Raw genomic sequence first — 18320 nt, forward strand, 5'->3', positions numbered from 1 at the left:
CGGAATTAATCTGAAATTTCGCGGCGGCGAAAATAACCGCCGCGAAATTTCGAACAAAGATAAAAGACAGAACGCAAAATGACAAATTTCACCCCTGCTAAAATGACCGTATATACATTGTTTGTTTCCCTCTGCCGATCTGAACCAGCTTATTGCTGTCTATCAGTAACTTCAGGTCGTTCAGGGCCATAAACCGGCTGTAATGATTTATCTGCACGCAGGTACTGGTGTTGATACATCTGTTTTTATTCACCTCTTTCATAATATTCTCCAGCCGTTGTTCCTGTGTGAGTTTTTCTGTTTTCGCCTTTTTCACCTGTTCCAGTCCGGCTTCCCTGACTTGTTCTTTCAGGGAGGTTGCACAGCGGAAACTGACGGTGTCGGCTTCTGCGATGACTTTGGTTTTACCGTTTTCATCCGTTACTGTCCGGCTTTTCAGCGTGGGTGTGAAATACCCCAGTCCGTCCAGCTCGATGCTATTCCCTTCCGCCAGGTGAAACCCCATCCAGAAGTTAAGTGCTTCCAATACCCCTTTTACGTCTGCCGATGAGATCGTGCTCGACATCGAGATCATCTTGCACATATACTTCGTGTCGAGCGTACCTTGTGAAATGATCCGTGCATGCGGAATCTTTTTGTCTTCCCTGTCTCCCGGGACCGGTGTCTTGTACCATCCGAATTTTAAACTCATTACTATCTTGTTTTAAATTAATACCAGCCAAAACAAATTTTCATCCCGTACAACCATTCATTCAATAATCATTGAACGAAAGGAAATCAATCATCAAACGAAAGAAGCATATATGTGTTTTATTCGTTTGATATATATCAAACGTAAAAACGTACGAATACAAATATAATACTGAATGGAAGGAATTGTACCGGAGATAGCATATATTAATGATATTCTTTCAAATAAGTTCACATAAGCGGATGAAGGGAGCTGTTTTTTGTAATTGGGCTTTCTCTATGAATTGAGGACGGAGGTCTTTTTGTTTCCATTGGAAAAAAGATTGATATTCCTGTTCATTATTGTAACATTCTTCTATATAATCGGCTAACTCTTTAGGGGATTTAAAGTCATTTGCATGGATAAAACAATGTTCCCCAGGTGCGAACTCGTTGATGTTAGGGGCACCTAAATAGATGGGAACCGCTCCGGCGATCAACGGATCAAAGAATTTCTCCGTTACATAATCGGTTGCACAGGCATTTTCAAAAGCAATAACAAATTTGTACTGTTTATATAAATTGATTTTGGACTCCCTTCCGTTATCCTGATCCATTTTCTTATTATTGAATAGTTTTCCATAGGAATCTATAGGTATTTCCCGCATAAGTTCTTTCAGGTATTCCTGTCTCGAACTTTGGTTGATCGGGCTGGATATAAGCATACAGATATTGTTAGCTCTCTCCTTTGTGTCGACTGGTTGTTTCATCAAAGGAATAAAATTGTCATGCAAATACGATTGTATGACGTCTGCCGTTTGATGATAAGAAATCCGGTAGTCAAAAAGCTCCGTGAATTCCGGATCTTTGAAGAACGGGTAGTTTTCTTCGCATTCCAATGTCCAGGCAACCCATATTTGTCCTTCAGGTTTTTCCAGGTCGTTTTCTAATTCATTGATTAATGTCGGTAAGTGGAAAATAACTGTTTGTGCCTGAGAATAATACTGCCTGTCAGTCGTGAATCTATAGTCTTCCGGTATCTGCTCAACGGGAATGTTTAGAGGAGTATCCCACATCGTATTATATATCAATATAATATGTTTGTTTTTTATTATTTCAGGAGATAATTTTTCCGCCCAGTAAGATATCTTCCATTTTAAATAACTCTTCAAATTATTCTGGGCATTTTTGTAATAGCGGTAAATCCTCTTTTTTGAGAGTGGTGAGAGATGGTGGTATATTTTAAAAATGGTATACAATGCATGTGACGGTAAAGTGAAATTACCATTTTTGATTTTGGCCAGTGATAAGAAAGCTAAATTATATAACATATAAGCTTTTGCGTATAGTTCGCTTTTCATTTCCCGGTCCGGGCCATTGAAACGGTATCCCGATGCAAAACGAATCAAACGATTAGCTATATAGATCAGGTCTCGTACGCGTTTGGACGTGACCAATGTCCTCATGATAGAACCTTCCCGTTGCCGGTATCCGTAAAAATCAATGTTGGTGATGTAAATGCTTTTTGCAAGGCAAAGAGCTTGGGGAGTCCAGAGTTCGTCTTCATGGACAACATTCTCAAAATACAATGTTTGCTTGTTTAGCCAGTCCTTTTTGTATAGGTAATTAGAAACCATCGGAGGAAAAGCCCCGTGTTTCATTAATTCTGAAAAACACTCTTTTCCTGTCAGGCAGGTATGGCATAAATGGGATGGGATTGGATTAAATAAGGTCCCGGTTTGTCCGTCAGGATAATAGCAAACGGAATTTCCCATTATTATGTCGGGGTGAAAACCGATAGCTTCCGAGAACATTTTTTCGGTCTGTCCTTCTATTATCCAATCGTCGCTGTCGATAAACATTATATATTCCCCTTGCACTTCAGACAATCCTTTATTACGTGCTGCCGACAATCCCTGATTCGGTTGATGAAAGAGCTTAATACAGGAATGAGAAGAAGCGAACTTCTCTGCAATTTCACCGGACCGATCAGTAGAGCCATCATTGATCAAAATAATCTCCTTTGAAATTATCCGTATGTTGATCAAGGAGTTCAAACACTCTTCCAGATACGTTTCGACATTATATATCGGAACTATTATAGATAAAAAAGGACATGAAGTACTCATTGTATAATTTTTTTGTAAATGTATTGATTTTTTTGTGATCTTTTGAAAATAAAGTTCTATATTGCGTCCTATAAAACAGTTGCATATGTCAAAAGGACTTAAGCTAATACTAAATCTTTTGCTACTTTTCTGTCTGGTAGCTTGTAGTAGAAGTACCAATGTCTCTCCTTTATTGAAAAAGGCAGAGGAATATATGAATGAAAAGCCGGATAGCGCGTTATTACTTTTAGATAGTATAACAACATATCGGGAAGATATGTCAGAGGCGCAAAATGCGCTTTGGTGTTTGTTGTATACGCAAGCACAAGATAAAAAACGAATAGAACATACATCCGACTCTTTGATACAAATTGCAGTCAAATATTATGAAAAGACAAACTTCAAGGCTCGGAAGATGCAGGCTTATTATTATTGTGGAAATGTATTCTATGATTTGAATGATGCTCTTCAAGCACAGGAATATTACTTGAAAGCCTATGAAGTAGGAAAGAAATTGAATAATCCTTATTTGTTAGGAAGATTGTGTGCCAATCTAGGAACTTTATATACTTATCAGGAGCTTTATCAACCAGCGATGGCTTTTCAAAAAGAGGCTGTTGATTGTTTTTTAAGAGATGAAGACACGGTCAGCTTATCTGTGACTTTCCGGAATATTGCTCGTATTCATGTGTGCGAGAGCCGATTGGATAGTGCGATAGTCTATTATTCGAAAGCCTTGTTGTATACTTCAGGTTCACATGAATTTTATATGCTTAATGAATTGGCAGATGCGTATGGGCGAGTTGGAGATACTGAGACCGGTTTGACTTATGCCTGGAAAGCTTATTCGCAAATAGAGATAGCCGATGATTCCTGTCTGGTAAATTTAACTTTAGGTGATTTGTATTTGAAATCAGGGAAGATGGACTCTGCTTACCATTATTTGTCTTTTTGTCGGAAAAGTACTGATATTTATACATTGAAGGATACTTACTATTGGTTATCACAGTTGGAAAAAGCCAGAAGAAATCTGGACGCTTATGTCGTTTTTCAGGAACAATATGAGGCGTTTCGTGATTCGACAGACAGATTGACCTATAAGGAAACTTTAACCCGACTGCAAAGTATGTATGATTACCTGCTTGTTGAAAGAGAAAAAGAATATTACAGAAAGGAGGCAGACCGTAAAACGATTTATATGTATTCGTTTTTAGGAGGAACAATTTTATTTCTATTGGTAGCGGTTATTCTAGTTTTTAGTATAAAGGAGAAAAAGAAAGAACAAAAAAAACAATATTTACGCCTTCAGGAACAGCAGGCCCGAGAAAGCAAGCAATATCAAGCTGAACGGAATGCCACAATTTTAGAGTTGGAACAAAAAACGAGACTGGCGAATGGGTTGAAAATGGAATTGGATATAATGAAAGGTATAAAGAATGAACAGACCGTTGATCAGACTGATTTCCCGATTACAAAGGAGGAACAATATAAAATCTTTCTTACTTCCGATTTGTATAGAGGGTTGCGTTCAAAATGGGATAAGTTGGATTCTGAACAGTGGTTGGAAGTGGTTAAGTGGATTGATCACATATTGTATTTGAATTTTACCTATAAGATAAAAATGATGTATCCCCAAATTTCAGAACAGGATTTGCAGATATGCTGTTTGACTAAGTTGGAAATTCCGGTAAGTCGTATGGCTGTATTATTGGCGAAGACCAGTCAGGCAATATCTCTCGGAAGAAAACGCTTGTATAAAAAAATGACAGGCAAACAGGGGACGGCCCAGGATTTTGATACTCTCATTTTGTCATTTTGATTACTTTATTGTTGCTCATGAGGACTTTTTTGTAGGCTGTTACGTCTTTGTTACCAAAAATACTAGGTAATATCTTTGGCCACTTCTACTTTTGTGTAACATTTAAAAAAGTTATTACCATGAAAAACTATTGGATTTTAATTTTGGCTATTTTGGTAACGGGAGTCTTCCCGCAAACAGCCTTTAGCGACAATGTTCATGTAAAAGGAAAATGGGGGGATGATAGAATCCGAACAATCTTTCCCAAAGTACCGGAGGTATCCATAGACGGATCTGTTTTATCTATATATAGTGCAGATTCCTTATCTGATTTAACGATTACAGTGGTAGACGCCGAGGGGAAAGTTATCCTTGAAGAATGTATAACCATATCTTCCGGAGAAACAGTTCATTTTACGTTGGGTGAGATAACCGGGATGTATCAGGTTCGTTTGAGTCACAAATACGGTTATTTGCAGGGTGATTTTATTCTGTAGTGAACACGTAATTTATGAACGAGTCCTGTTCTGATGAGGGTGTTGCAAAAGTCTCACTATAACACACCCTCATGATTTAACAGATTTATTATCGGATATTAAAAATAACTGCCTAATCTAAAGAATACCATGATCGACATATCCGTCATAATGCCTGTTTTTAATGAAGAGAAATATCTTCATGAAGCGATAGATAGTATACTACATCAGACCTTTGACCGTTTTGAGTTTATTATTATAGATGATGCCTCTACAGATAATTCATTGGCTATTATTCAATCATATGCAGATGAACGTATTGTTCTGATTTGTAATGAATATAATGTCGGGAACTATCCTTCCCGGAATAAAGGACTGGAAATTGCTGTTGGGAAATATATTTGTGTCATGGATGCAGATGATGTCGCTTATCCTCAAAGATTGGAACTTCAATATCAATATTTGGAAGCTTGTCCGGATCTTTGGATATTAGGTACAAGACTTGATTTTTCTATTCCGGGAATGAAATGGACTTTGCCATCTTCGCATGAGCAGTTGATGATAGGCTTACTACAGGATAATGTATCTTTGCATTCGTCTCTGATGATTCGAACTGATGTGATGAGGAAGTATGGAGGATATGATGAAAAATATGTGTATTCTTCTGATTACGATTTGATGTCACGGTTTTCTTTAGCAGGAAAAGTAGAAAACTTACCAGAGGTATTAATGATGTATCGTTGGCATGCGTCTCAGATATCCCAATTACATCGAGATGAACAGAAAACATATGCGTATGATATACGCCGAAAATATCAGATTGAATTTATAAACCGTTATAGGAACGCCAATCAGCAAACGCCGGACGAATGGACTGTCGGTATTCCGGAGATTGGACGAATTATAGCATTGTATACTTATGCGAGTTATACCGGAGATGTAATTTATGAAAAACAAGCGGATGAGTTATTAGAGCAATTATTGGGAAATGATATAGAAATTGTTCCGTCTTTAGGGCAGGAATCTAGTTTTTGTAGTTTGGGATGCGGGTTTATATACATTTTGCGTAACGGATTTGCTGAAGGTGAAGAAAATGAAATACTGATGGAGTTGGATACGCGTTTGTCTGCTCTCAGTATAAATTGGAATAAAGAGCAAAAAGAGTCTTTATATGGTTGGATACATTATTTGACACTTCGGATAGATGTTCCGGAAGAGGGCACGGCTACTCTTATTAATAAACAAAACCTGATCCAATTCCTGGATCGCCTGGGAGATATTGAAATAGTCGATGACTATTTATTGAAGGATATCCGAAAAATAGATGCTTTAGGAATCTTCCCGAAGAGGACAAAGCGCTTATTGGGTGAGAAAGAGATTGTCCATATATATAATGTAGATAAACCGTTAGATGATATTGTTACGTTTGTAATCCCGGTCCGTATCGATTCGTCTGAACGACGGGAAAACCTGGATGTCGTTTTAGATCAGTTATCGAAACGTAAGCGGAGCAAAATAATAGTATTGGAAGCTGATAACGATTCCAAATATAGAGTGCCTGGAAATTGTCTGAATGTGACATACCGCTTTGTGAAAGATGATAACCCCATTTTTTATCGGACGAAATATCTGAATGAGTTGTTGTACGAAACAGATACTTCGATTGTCGGTATATGGGATACTGATGTGATAGTGCCGGACGATCAAATTGATTCTTCTATAGCCGATATTCGGAATGGGAAATCAGTAATGAGTTTTCCTTATGACGGACGTTTCAATTTTTGTTCAATGGAGGATAGTTGTGTTTTTCGTGACAACCGTTTGATTGAATTTCTGAAAGAAAAAGAACATTTAAATTGTTTTATTCATTCTGTCGGTGGTGCATTTCTTGTACATAAGGATTATTATTTGGAGGCAGGAGGAGAAAATGAACATTTTTGCGGTTGGGGAATGGAAGATATGGAGCGTGTCAAGCGAATGGAAATAGTGGGATTACCGGTTTCGCGTGCAGTCGGAGCTTTATATCACTTGTTTCATTATCGCTATGAAAATTCCCGTTTTAATAGTTTTAAGCAGGAAGAAGAGAACCGTAAAGAATTTCTCAAAATCTGTGGCATGTATAAAGAACCATTAATGCAGTATGTGCGGACTTGGAGGATGTTTGAAACTTCAGTTGGTAAACCTGTGTCATAAAGGAAATAAAAGAATTAAATTATATGGATACGATAAAAATTAAAGATAATTCATTCGTTTATTCTTATAAAGGAGGGTTAAAAACAGCCTTTTGTCGTGATTTGGTTGCGATTGAATGTGATAAACCGTTTATTTGGTTAGTTTTTAATAATGAAAAAGTATTAGTTCGTGCAAGTCTGACCGCAGTAGAAACTCAGTTGCAAAATTACTTTATAAGAGTAAGTCGACAAGTTATTGTCAATATGCATCATGTGTCTGAACTTCTTTTTAAAAATGGTTCATATTGGTTACTCTTGACAAAAGGTGCGGAATATAAAGTTAGTGAACGTCGAGAAAAGGCTGTTCGAGCTGCATTTTTTTTGTATACAGTATAAAGAATGCGTTCAGCGCCATAAATCATGCGTTCGGGAACTTGAATTGAAATTTGTTTGATGGATTGAATGGGAATGCTTAACATTGTAATGTTGGCTTGAAATGCTTTTAAGTCTTATTCAGCGGGAGGCTTTCTGAGTTGTTTAACATATAAGTTTAAGTGAAATGAAAACATTAAGTCGTTTAAAATTGAATCAGTTGAATGCTGATGAATTGGAACAAAGGCAAATGAATGCCTTGCGGGGTGGGTATAATTGCGGATGTGGATGCAATTATTGGGAAACCAATGGGATTACAGTAGAACAAAATTATAATTCTAATGTGTCACATGGTTATAGTCAATCCTATGGGGGAAATAAGGCATGTGGTGATGCTGTTCCCACAACTGCTTCAACGCATTAAGAACGGGTAACTGTAAAGTTTATTTTCCCAAGGGTTGAATTAATCCTTATTTAAAGCCAAAGCAGAGATGTATTATATTTTTGTTTTGGATTTGGGTTATAACTTGAATTGTTAATAATAGATTAAAATGAAGGAATCCGTAATAATATTATTAGTCGTTTTAATAGGCTGTACAACCAAAACAAGCTCACCTCAAGAAGAAGTAAAGGTTGACTCTTTGAACAAGAACGTTAGTTATCCTGTAAAAATTTCATTGCAAGAGGCAATGAAAAATGTAAATAATACAATTACTTTAAGTTCATTTGTTGATAGCATAGAATATATACCTTTGAAACTTCCGAATAAATATGCCATAAGTAGATTTCAAATGTATGATTATGATGAGGACATTGGTTTGTTTTTTATAGGTGATTATAACAGGGTACTTGTTGTTAATAAAAAAGGTGAATTTTTACATACTATAGGAAGAATTGGAGGAGGTCCTGGAGAACTAGCATGTATTACGGATGTATCAATAGATAAAAGAAATAAATATGTTTACCTGTATTCATCTACGATGAGATCTATGTTTCGTTTTGACTATGAAGGGAATTTTTTGAAAAAAATGTTTAGTGCTTTAGCTGATAATGAAAAATATTTTACAGCACATACTTTTTATAATAATGATAACTTTGTTTCTATATCGGAAATTTATCATTATGGATTAGAGTCTATAAAAGATCGTTTATACGGCTATGGTGTTTTAGATACGCTAGGGAAGATGCTCGATTGTACGCCTCCTCAATATACTCAACTGGATGTGGAGAAAGAGAGATATATTGGACTGATGTTTAATGGTCAGATGACTCGTTTTATAGGTGGTAATCTTTTGGTATCTAGTGGTTTGTCGGACACAATATTTACAGTGGTTGAAAATAAAGTGAAACCTAGGTATTTGTTGGATTACGGAGATGAAAAACCAGATTTATCGGAAATATGGTCATCTGATGAACAGTTGCGTCAGTCTGCTATTTATAATTCAATATTTATAATGAATCCGGCATACGAGACAGCACGATACTTTATTACAAAATTTCGTAAATCAGGGATTGAATACATTGCTATACATGATAAATATTTAAATAAATCATATTCTGTTCTTTATGATTATAGCATGTTAGGTGAAGGATATAATTCTGCTCTTTCAATAAAGAATTTAGGTTTTTATAATGATTTGGATGGTGGGGTTGATGCTTATCCGATGATAATGAGTTCGGAAGGGAACTATTGGGTAAGTTATGTTGAATCGTATCAGATGAAAGAACTTTTGAGTAAAGAGCATTTTGAGAAACGTAAAAATGTTCACAATTTGGAACAGCAGGAAGAATTGAAAAAGATGCTTCCGGAAATGAAGGAGGATGGTGATCAAGTACTGATATTGATGAAATTAAAGAAAAGTGTACTATAAAAGCAAAGTCAAAATAGTTAGAAATATGGAATTTGTTAAACTAACATCTGATACGATAAAGCAGCAGCTATTAAATTTGCGGCAAATTGTTTTTGAAGTGACAGATAGCTGTAACTTGAAATGTAAATATTGTGGTTATGGAGAGTTCTATGGCAGCTATGATAAAAGAGAAGAGCAAAATTTGCCGTTTGAAAAAGCAAAGTTGCTGATTGATTATCTTTTCTCATTGTGGAAAGATTCTAAAGTGGATTTTTATAATCGTGCCGTGCTTTGACTGTCGACAAAAGGTTCGGAATATAAAGTTAGTGTACGTCGAGAAAAGGCTGTTCGAGCTGCGTTTTTTTGTCTGCGGTATAAAGAATGCGTTCAGCACCATAAATCATGCGTTCGGGAACTTGAACTGAAATTTGTTTGATAGATTGGATGGGAATGGTTAATATTGTAATGTTGACTTGAGATGCTTTTTAGGCTTATTCAAAAGGTCTTCTTTCTGAATTGTTTAACATATAGATTTAAGTAAAATGAAAACACTGAGTCGTTTAAAATTGAATCAGCTAAATGCTGGGGAGTTGGAGCAAAGGCAAATGAATGCTTTGCGAGGTGGGTACAAATGTGGATGCGGATGTAATTACGTAGACGCACAAGGATCAAGTATAGGCGAGAATTATAATGCTAATGTGTCAAATGGTTATACTGAATCTGGTGGGGGGAATGTAGCATGTGGTGATGGTGTTCCTGCTACTAAGCCAACACATTAGTAAATTGTTTTTATAATGTATTATCCTTGTAATTTGCTTCTAAAAGTAGTAAGATTTTTCTTACTATGAACTGAATTAGTCCTTATTTGAAGCCAAAGTAAAAATATGTATATTTTTGCTTTGGCTTTAGCTTGAATTTAAATTGTTTATAATAATTCAAAATGAAGAAATCTGTAATAATCTTATTAGTTGTTTTAATAGGTTGTACTTCTAAAACAAGCTCACCTCAAGAAGAAGTAAAGGTTGACTCTTTGAACAGAAACGTTAGTTATCCTGTAAAAGTTTCATTGCAAGAGGCAATTAAAAATGTAGATAATACAATTACTTTAAGTTCATTTGTTGATAGTATAGAATATATACCTTTGAAACTTCCGAATAAATACGGTATTAAATTTTTTCAAATTTATGATTATGATGAAGAAAGTGGTTTGTTTTTTATAGGTGATTATAACAGGGTGCTTGTAATTAATAAAAAAGGCGAGTTTTTACGTACTATAGGAAGAATTGGAGGAGGTCCTGGAGAACTGGCAAATATTTCGAATGTATCAATAGATAAAAAAAATAAATATGTTTATTTGTATTCTGCTCAAATGGGAGCTATGTTCCGTTTTGATTATGAGGGAAAATTCTTAAAAAAAATGTTTAGTATTTTAACCGATACAGATAAATATAGGGCAGCATATATGTTTTATAATAATGATGATTTTGTATCTATATCAGAAACGTATACCTATAAAATGGAGCCTCTAAAAGATCGTTTATACGGCTATGGTGTTTTAGATACGCTAGGGAGGATGCTTGATCATACGCCTTCTCAACATACTCAACTGGACACGAAAAAGGATAAATATGCTGGACTGATGTTTAATTATCAGATGACTCGGTTTAAAGGTAGTAATCTTTTAGTGCCTAGTGGCTTGGCGGATACAATATTTACTGAGATTGATAATAAGGTGAAGCCTAGATATTTGTTGGATTATGGAGATGATAAACCGGATTTATCAAAACTATGGTCATATGGAGAAGAGCGTGAGTATGTAATGTATCATTCTATATTCATAATGAATCCTGCTTATGAGACATTGCGATATTTTATTATAAAATTACGTAAAAAAGGAGTTGAGTATATAGTTATACATGATAAATATTTAAATAATTCGTGTTCTGTTATTTATGATTATGTAGCAGATGAAAATAGAGATCCTAATATTCCAATAAACAATTTAGGTTTTTACAATGATCTGGATGGTGGGGTTGATGCTTATCCGATGATAATGAGTTCGGAAGGGAACTATTGGGTAAGTTATATTGAATCGTATCAGATGAAAGAACTTTTGAGTAAAGAGCATTTTGAGAAACGTAAGAATGTTCACAATTTGGAACAGCAGGAAGAATTGAAAAAGATGCTTCCGGAAATGAAGGAGGATGGTGATCAAGTACTGATATTGATGAAATTAAAGAAAAGTGTACTATAAAAGCAAAGTCAAAATAGTTAGAAATATGGAATTTGTTAAACTAACATCTGATACGATAAAGCAGCAGTTATTAAATTTGCGGCAAATCGTTTTTGAAGTGACAGATAGCTGTAACTTGAAATGTAAATATTGTGGTTATGGAGAGTTCTATGGCAGCTATGATAAAAGAGAAGAGCAAAATTTGCCGTTTGAAAAAGCAAAGTTGCTGATTGATTATCTTTTCTCATTGTGGAAAGATTCTAATGTAGATTTTTATAATCGTGTTTTGACTGTCAGTTTTTATGGTGGAGAACCTTTGTTGAATATTTCTTTTATTAAGCAGATTCAAGAATATCTGGAAACTACTTATATTGATTATTTGGATATTAAATATTCCATGACAACCAATGCGATCCTTTTGGATCGATATATGGATTATTTGGTAGAGCATAAGTTCTCTTTATTAATTAGTTTGGATGGGGATAGGGAGTCACAAGGGTATCGTGTAGATCATCATGGAACAAATTCATTTGATCGGGTATTCAAAAATGTGAAACTGTTACAAGAAAAATATCCGGACTACTTTGAAACGAATGTGAATTTTAACTCAGTACTCCACGATCGCAATAATACTACTGATATTTATCGGTTTATGAAGCATGAGTTTGGAAAAATCAGCATGTTGTCAGAATTAAATACGAGTGGAATAAGGGAGGATAAACGAAATGAATTCTCGAAAGTGTTTCAAAGTAAACAGTTTGACTTTTATCGCGCATTGTCTAATTATCCACAGCTTATTAATGAAATGTTTTATGATGTAGCTGATACAAAGATGCTTTATTTATATTTGGAACAGTTTAGTGGTAATCTTTATAAATATTACACGGATTTGTTAGTGGATAAATCGCAAATTCCTTATATACCTACCGGTACTTGTTTGCCATTTTCTAAAAAAATATTTTTGACTGTTAATGGTAAAATATTACCGTGTGAACGTATTGATCAGAAGTATGTGTTAGGAATGGTTGATGAAGAAAAAGTGGTATTAGATTTTGATAAGATTGCATTATTCTACAATACTGTCTTTGAAAAGATAGAGAAGCAATGTAATAAATGTTATAGAAATAAATTTTGTCAACAGTGTATGTTCTATATCTCTGATCTGGAAGAAGGGGGAGTTTGTCATGGATTTATGAATAAGGAAGAGTTTGATCAATTTGTATTGAGTCAAAAGAGATATTTGCGAAAAAATCCTCAATTGTATCGGCGAATTATGGAAGAATTATCAATTTATTAAGGATATGGAAATGAAAAAATATTGGCTAGTTGTTAATCCTGATGTCTTTATATGGAAAAAAGGAACTTCTGTCTTCGTTTATAATTCTGATAATTTTGAAATCAGGGAGTTTGAGACTTTTGAGCAGTTTGATAAACTATATGAATTATTGGTGAATCCGGAAAATTTGTATGTGGTTGAATTGACAGAGGAGGATATGAATAGCAATAATTTATGTAGTGTTGTAAATATTTTGCTAGAAGCCGAATGCGTTGATTTGATATCTCAAAATGAAAATTCAGAGCCTCCTGTTTCTTTTTGTCCTTTTCCTGGAGTTCAACGCTCAAAAGAAAAGTTCAGGAAAAGACCGGAAATGGTTGCTTTTGAAAATTATATGGTTTATTTACATGAACTGACTATTTATGTGAATGGAACAGGTTTATGTGATAATCTGTATGCTAAACAATTTCCTTATTTTTTGGATAAAGGTGAGGAATTAGACTATACGACATTAAGTGTTTTTTTAAAGTATATTGCTAATTCTTCCATTTCTAATATACATATATGCGGATATAATATTTTTCAATATCCCCAATGGAATAAACTGTTGGATGCATTAGATCGAATTCATGCAATGAAAAGTCTTTATGTCTCTTGCTCCCAGCTGGAAGATTTTCAGGATAGATATAGAGTTGCTTTAGCAGAACAATTTGAATATGTAATTATAGTAGATCGGGAACATCCGTTAAAGGAATCGGTTGTAACTAATGTGCTTGAAAAGCAATTACATGTTAAATGGAATTTTTATGTTGCTTCAAAAGATGAATATTATATAGTTCAGGAACAAATAGAACGGTATCATTTGGACAAATATAGTGTGAAGCCTGTTTTTACAGGAGATAATTTAGATTTCTTTTCTGAATTTGTTTTTCTGACAGAGGAAGATATTAGAAATACTAGTCTGAATAAACGTCAGATATTTGCAAATCAACTTATAAATGCAAATGATTTTGGAAAGTTTACTGTTTCTCCTCAAGGATCTGTTTTTGTGAATATAAATTTCCCTTCTTGCGGAAAAATAGCTACGGATTCTATCCATTCATTGATTCGATACGAATTGGTAAACGGTGATCTATGGTTCAGAACCCGTTCGGAACAACCTTGCTCTGATTGTAAGTATCAGTGGTTATGCCCATCTCCTTCAAATTACGAGTTGGTATTGAATAAGCAAAATTTGTGTTATAAAGAATAGTTCCCGAGATGCAGAAAGAACAGGGATTAGAAGAAATAAGAAATGTGCTGATTCTAAATACAAGCAGTTTGTCTGATGTGGGTTTATACGGAGGGAAAATGGGTGTCTCTATTTTTCTTGCGCATTATGCTCGTTATAGTAATCAAGATGTATATTTGGATTTAGTACATTCTTTGATAAAAGAGATTTTTGAAGATTTGGATAATTCTTTTTCTTCTAATTTCGAAATTGGATTAAGCGGAATTGGCTGGGGAGTGAATTATTTGTTGTGTCACCATTTTTTATCCGGTGACGTAAATGACGTATTATTCGATTTGGATCAAAACTTAATGAGATATGATGTCCGTAGGATAAATGACTTTGATTTCGATAGAGGTTTGGGCGGACTTGTGTATTATGTAAATTCACGATTAATGATACAACAAGGTGATCAGAGACCATTTGATTCTTTGTTCTTATCAGATTTATTATATGTGATAAAAAATAATTACAATGCCTGGCATAATCTTTCTGTAAAAGATGTATTCTTCCAATATATTGATTTTCTTTCGGATAAACCTATGAAAGATTGCATATGTTCATTGCCTGATTTTCTAAAAGGAAAAGAAATTAAGATAACTGATAGTATTTATCGTATGTCTTTGGGGTTAAAAAATGGGCTTGCCGGATATGGCTTAAATTTGATGAATATATGAAACACATTTATATACTTGATAATAATTTTAATGGTACGGTTTTTGGTGTTGGTACTTATTTGAAGAATCTTATTCGTATATTGAAGGATGAACCAATATTGGTGACAATGGTTACATTATTTAATCGGAAAGAGAGTGTTGAGATTGTTTCTGAAAACAATATTCGTTATATTCATATACCAGCTGTTCGCGCAAATCAGAAATCTAATTATTATTATCGGAATGTGTTTTATATACTTTATCCTTATATTGATCCCAATGATGAAAATATTCTTCATATGAATTATCGCAAAGGGACTGAATTATTTTTGATGTTAAAAGAATATTTTCATTTTAAATTTATATTGACATGGCATTATGCCAGTTGGATTGATTATTTCTCTCCGGAAGAAATAGAGAGGGTAATGGATAATATTACTAATAATATTTCCTTATCGGAAAAGGAACTTGTCTATTCCGATATATTGAAAGAAGAAATAGAAATATTGAGTAAGTATTGTGATCATTTAGTAGTGGTAGCTAATCATGCTTCAACCTTTTTATGTAAATATCTCAATTTCTCATCGGATAGGATTTCTCTAGTCTATAATGCACTACCAGATCACTGCATACGAAAACTTGACAAGTTATCCATAAAGCAAAGAATGCATATCTCCTCTGATGAAAAAATTATTCTCTTTGTTGGGAGATTAGACGATAATAAAAATTTGTCTTTACTTGTAAGAGCTTTTAATAAAGTATTTCAGAATAATGAGAAAGTCTGTTTGATGGTTGTAGGAAAAGGAAATTATGATCTGCCTCTTTATTATGCATATCCCAATAATCGAAATATTATATTTACCGGATTTATAGATCAGGAGGAACTTAATTCTTTATATGAAATTGCAGATATAGGAGTAATTCCATCTATTTATGAAGAATTCGGCTATGTGTTGGTTGAAATGATGATGCATGGTTTACCTGTCATCGCAAATAATACAACCGGGATGGCCGAAATAATAGAAAATGGTATTTCTGGTATATTATTGGATTTATATTTTGAGAATGACAGTGAAAAGTCGATAGACTTGTTGAGAGCTGCTATAACTGAGTTATTGACAGATGATGAAAAACGGAGATTTTATTCTATTAATGCTTATGAACGGTATATAAATAATTTTCAAATCGGATTATTCAAACAAAAAATGCTCGAAGTTTATAGAAAATTGTAATTGTTTATGCTAAGTCAATTTCCTCATTATATTCAGCTGGACTCTATGGATTGTGGTCCTACTTGTCTCCGTATGATTACAAAGTTTTATGGTCGTAGTTATTCTTTACAATATCTGCGTGAGCATGCATTCATAACAAGAGAAGGGGTATCGATGTTGGGGATCAGTGATGCGGCTGAACAAATAGGATTTCGTACAATGGGAGTTCGGGTTACGTTGGAACAATTGAATACGGAATTACCTTTACCTTGTATTCTTCATTGGAATCAACGTCATTTCGTTGTTTGCTACAAAATAAAGAACGGTAAATATTATATTGCTGATCCAGCCAGTAAACGGTTAGTTTATGAGAAGGAAGAATTTGAGCATTGTTGGTTTAGTACACAAGTAGAGGGAAAAGATACGGGTACGGCTCTATTACTAGAGCCTGGACCAGAATTTTACGATCGAGAGGAAGATGTAAAAGATAAGAAAAGAGAGTTATCCTTCTTTTTTCGTTATCTCACTCCCTATAAGAGGGAGCTTTTCCAATTAATATTGGGAATGCTAACAGGTAGTATCTTACAGCTTATCATGCCTTTTCTTACTCAAAGCCTGGTGGATACAGGAATACGGGATAGTAATCTAAGTTTTATTACCCTGATACTGATTGCGCAGGTAGTAATTTTTGTTGCGCAATTATCAGTTGGCTTTATCCGTAGTTGGATTTTATTGCATATGAATACCCGGATTAATATCGCTTTAATTTCTGATTTTTTGGCAAAACTCATGCGCTTACCCCTTCATTTCTTCGATACGAAGATGGTGGGGGATATTATGCAGCGTATCGGAGACCATAACAGAATAGAATCGTTTATGACGGGTTCGTCTATTAGTGCATTATTCTCTTTTGTCAATTTTATTGTATTCGGCTTTGTGCTGGCATATTATGATCTTACTATATTAGGATTGTTCTTGTTTGGGAATGGCTTGTATGTTGCTTGGGTATTAGCTTTTATGAGATATAGGCGAGAATTGGATATCAAACGTTTTGCACAAGCAGCCGGTGAGCAGAGTAATTTGTTTCAATTGGTAACCGGCATGCAGGAAATCAAGCTGAATAACTGTGAGACTGAAAAGCGCTGGGAATGGGAACGTATTCAAGTGAAATTATTTAAAATAAGTATTAAAGGGTTAGCTTTAGGGCAATATCAACAGCTCGGGTCGGTGTTTTTTAACCAAACCACCAATATCCTGATCTCCTTCACCGCAGCCCGGGCTGTTGTTTCCGGTGAGATGACTCTTGGTATGATGATGTCGCTCACCTATATTGTGGGGCAGTTGACTGCTCCGATCGAACAGTTTATTGGTTTTGCCCGTTCGTTTCAGGATGCAAAGATTAGTTTGGAACGTTTAGGAGAGATCCATCAGCGGGAAGATGAAGAACAGACCTTAGCATTGAAAGTAAATGCTTTACCGGATAACAAGGCTTTGCAGATCGAGGATGTGAGTTTTAGTTATGACGGGGCAGACCGGGATTATGTGTTGGAACATATTAATCTGACGATCCCACAGCATAAGGTGACGGCTATTGTCGGGGCCAGCGGAAGCGGAAAGACGACATTAATAAAGTTGTTGCTTGGGTTTTACGAGCCGAACAAGGGAAATATCAAAATAGGTGATCTGTCATTGAAGAATATGAATCCGCATGTATGGCGTGCCCGTACGGGATGTGTGATGCAGGATGGGTTTATTTTTTCGGATTCGATAGCGAAGAATATCGCTATAGGTGCGGAAGTGATCGATAAAGAACGGTTGTTGCATGCTGTGACTGTAGCTAATATCCGGGATTTTATTGATTCGCTACCATTGGGCTATAACACAAAAATAGGTATGGAAGGAAATGGTGTAAGCCAGGGACAGCGGCAACGTATCCTGATTGCACGTGCTGTATATAAGAATCCTGAATTTATCTTTTTGGATGAAGCAACGAATGCATTAGACGCCAATAATGAGCGTGAGATTATGGAACATCTGCATCAGTTCTATAAAGGAAGGACGGTGGTTGTTGTGGCTCACCGGCTGAGTACGGTGCGGGATGCGGATAATATAGTGGTACTGGATAAAGGACAGGTCGTGGAGGAAGGGACGCATGAGGAACTGACGGCACGACGGGGTGTATATTATAAGTTGGTAAAGAATCAATTGGAATTGGGTTCGTAAAATGTAT

At 35.1% G+C, this 18320-nt stretch carries 16 protein-coding genes; 14 read left to right on the forward strand and 2 right to left on the reverse strand.

From position 1 onward, the window contains the following. Positions 1 to 97 precede the first annotated feature (97 nt). Both HMPREF1535_RS12515 and HMPREF1535_RS12520 read right to left on the reverse strand, forming a co-directional pair. The gene (locus HMPREF1535_RS12515; protein ID WP_046146297.1) at positions 98 to 691 is read right to left on the reverse strand and encodes an HU family DNA-binding protein; all 594 of its coding nucleotides are present in this window, start codon (positions 689 to 691) and stop codon (positions 98 to 100) included. Between the two features lie 220 nt (positions 692 to 911). After that, positions 912 to 2798, reverse strand: coding sequence for a glycosyltransferase family 10 domain-containing protein (locus tag HMPREF1535_RS12520; RefSeq protein ID WP_010800570.1), 1887 nt, complete (start codon positions 2796 to 2798; stop codon positions 912 to 914). Positions 2799 to 2883: 85 nt separating this feature from the next. On the opposite strand from HMPREF1535_RS12520, the gene HMPREF1535_RS12525 reads away from it, so the two are divergent. The 14 genes from HMPREF1535_RS12525 to HMPREF1535_RS12585 all read left to right on the forward strand — a co-directional run bounded on the left by HMPREF1535_RS12525 (position 2884) and on the right by HMPREF1535_RS12585 (position 18313). Then, the gene (locus HMPREF1535_RS12525; protein ID WP_009859603.1) at positions 2884 to 4596 is read left to right on the forward strand and encodes a tetratricopeptide repeat protein; all 1713 of its coding nucleotides are present in this window, start codon (positions 2884 to 2886) and stop codon (positions 4594 to 4596) included. A 119-nt stretch (positions 4597 to 4715) separates the two neighbouring features. Beyond that, the gene (locus HMPREF1535_RS12530) at positions 4716 to 5072 is read left to right on the forward strand and encodes a DUF3244 domain-containing protein (protein ID WP_009859602.1); all 357 of its coding nucleotides are present in this window, start codon (positions 4716 to 4718) and stop codon (positions 5070 to 5072) included. Between the two features lie 129 nt (positions 5073 to 5201). After that, positions 5202 to 7244, forward strand: coding sequence for a glycosyltransferase (locus HMPREF1535_RS25085; protein WP_009859601.1), 2043 nt, complete (start codon positions 5202 to 5204; stop codon positions 7242 to 7244). 23 nt (positions 7245 to 7267) lie between these two features. Further along, positions 7268 to 7618, forward strand: a complete 351-nt coding sequence (locus HMPREF1535_RS12540; protein WP_009859600.1) for a LytTR family DNA-binding domain-containing protein — start codon at positions 7268 to 7270, stop codon at positions 7616 to 7618. 163 nt (positions 7619 to 7781) lie between these two features. Next, the gene (locus HMPREF1535_RS25400) at positions 7782 to 8018 is read left to right on the forward strand and encodes a TIGR04149 family rSAM-modified RiPP (RefSeq protein ID WP_009859599.1); all 237 of its coding nucleotides are present in this window, start codon (positions 7782 to 7784) and stop codon (positions 8016 to 8018) included. Between the two features lie 127 nt (positions 8019 to 8145). Continuing rightward, positions 8146 to 9465, forward strand: coding sequence for a 6-bladed beta-propeller (locus HMPREF1535_RS12545; RefSeq protein WP_016213105.1), 1320 nt, complete (start codon positions 8146 to 8148; stop codon positions 9463 to 9465). 25 nt (positions 9466 to 9490) lie between these two features. Further along, the gene (locus tag HMPREF1535_RS12550; protein ID WP_010800567.1) at positions 9491 to 9739 is read left to right on the forward strand and encodes a hypothetical protein; all 249 of its coding nucleotides are present in this window, start codon (positions 9491 to 9493) and stop codon (positions 9737 to 9739) included. A 247-nt stretch (positions 9740 to 9986) separates the two neighbouring features. Then, entirely contained in the window at positions 9987 to 10223 is a 237-nt protein-coding gene (locus HMPREF1535_RS12555) for a TIGR04149 family rSAM-modified RiPP (RefSeq protein WP_009859596.1), read from the forward strand. A gap of 161 nt (positions 10224 to 10384) precedes the next feature. Then, positions 10385 to 11698 carry a 6-bladed beta-propeller gene (locus HMPREF1535_RS12560; protein WP_009859595.1) on the forward strand — a complete coding sequence of 438 codons (1314 nt, stop codon included), beginning with the start codon at positions 10385 to 10387 and terminating at the stop codon, positions 11696 to 11698. A gap of 25 nt (positions 11699 to 11723) precedes the next feature. Then, on the forward strand, positions 11724 to 12974 hold the full coding sequence (locus HMPREF1535_RS12565) for a radical SAM peptide maturase (protein WP_009859594.1): 1251 nt from the start codon (positions 11724 to 11726) through the stop codon (positions 12972 to 12974). 4 nt (positions 12975 to 12978) lie between these two features. Further along, positions 12979 to 14205 carry a TIGR04150 pseudo-rSAM protein gene (locus HMPREF1535_RS12570; RefSeq protein WP_009859593.1) on the forward strand — a complete coding sequence of 409 codons (1227 nt, stop codon included), beginning with the start codon at positions 12979 to 12981 and terminating at the stop codon, positions 14203 to 14205. An 8-nt stretch (positions 14206 to 14213) separates the two neighbouring features. Then, positions 14214 to 14900, forward strand: a complete 687-nt coding sequence (locus HMPREF1535_RS12575; protein WP_009859592.1) for a lanthionine synthetase LanC family protein — start codon at positions 14214 to 14216, stop codon at positions 14898 to 14900. Beyond that, a complete protein-coding gene (locus HMPREF1535_RS12580; RefSeq protein ID WP_009859591.1) occupies positions 14897 to 16111 on the forward strand; it encodes a glycosyltransferase in 1215 nt (404 codons plus the stop codon). The genes HMPREF1535_RS12575 and HMPREF1535_RS12580 overlap by 4 nt, the downstream gene beginning before the upstream one ends. A 6-nt stretch (positions 16112 to 16117) precedes the next feature. Then, positions 16118 to 18313, forward strand: a complete 2196-nt coding sequence (locus HMPREF1535_RS12585; RefSeq protein ID WP_009859590.1) for a peptidase domain-containing ABC transporter — start codon at positions 16118 to 16120, stop codon at positions 18311 to 18313. Positions 18314 to 18320 lie beyond the last annotated feature (7 nt).

This window comes from Parabacteroides goldsteinii DSM 19448 = WAL 12034, from assembly GCF_000969835.1.
Taxonomy (GTDB): domain Bacteria; phylum Bacteroidota; class Bacteroidia; order Bacteroidales; family Tannerellaceae; genus Parabacteroides; species Parabacteroides goldsteinii.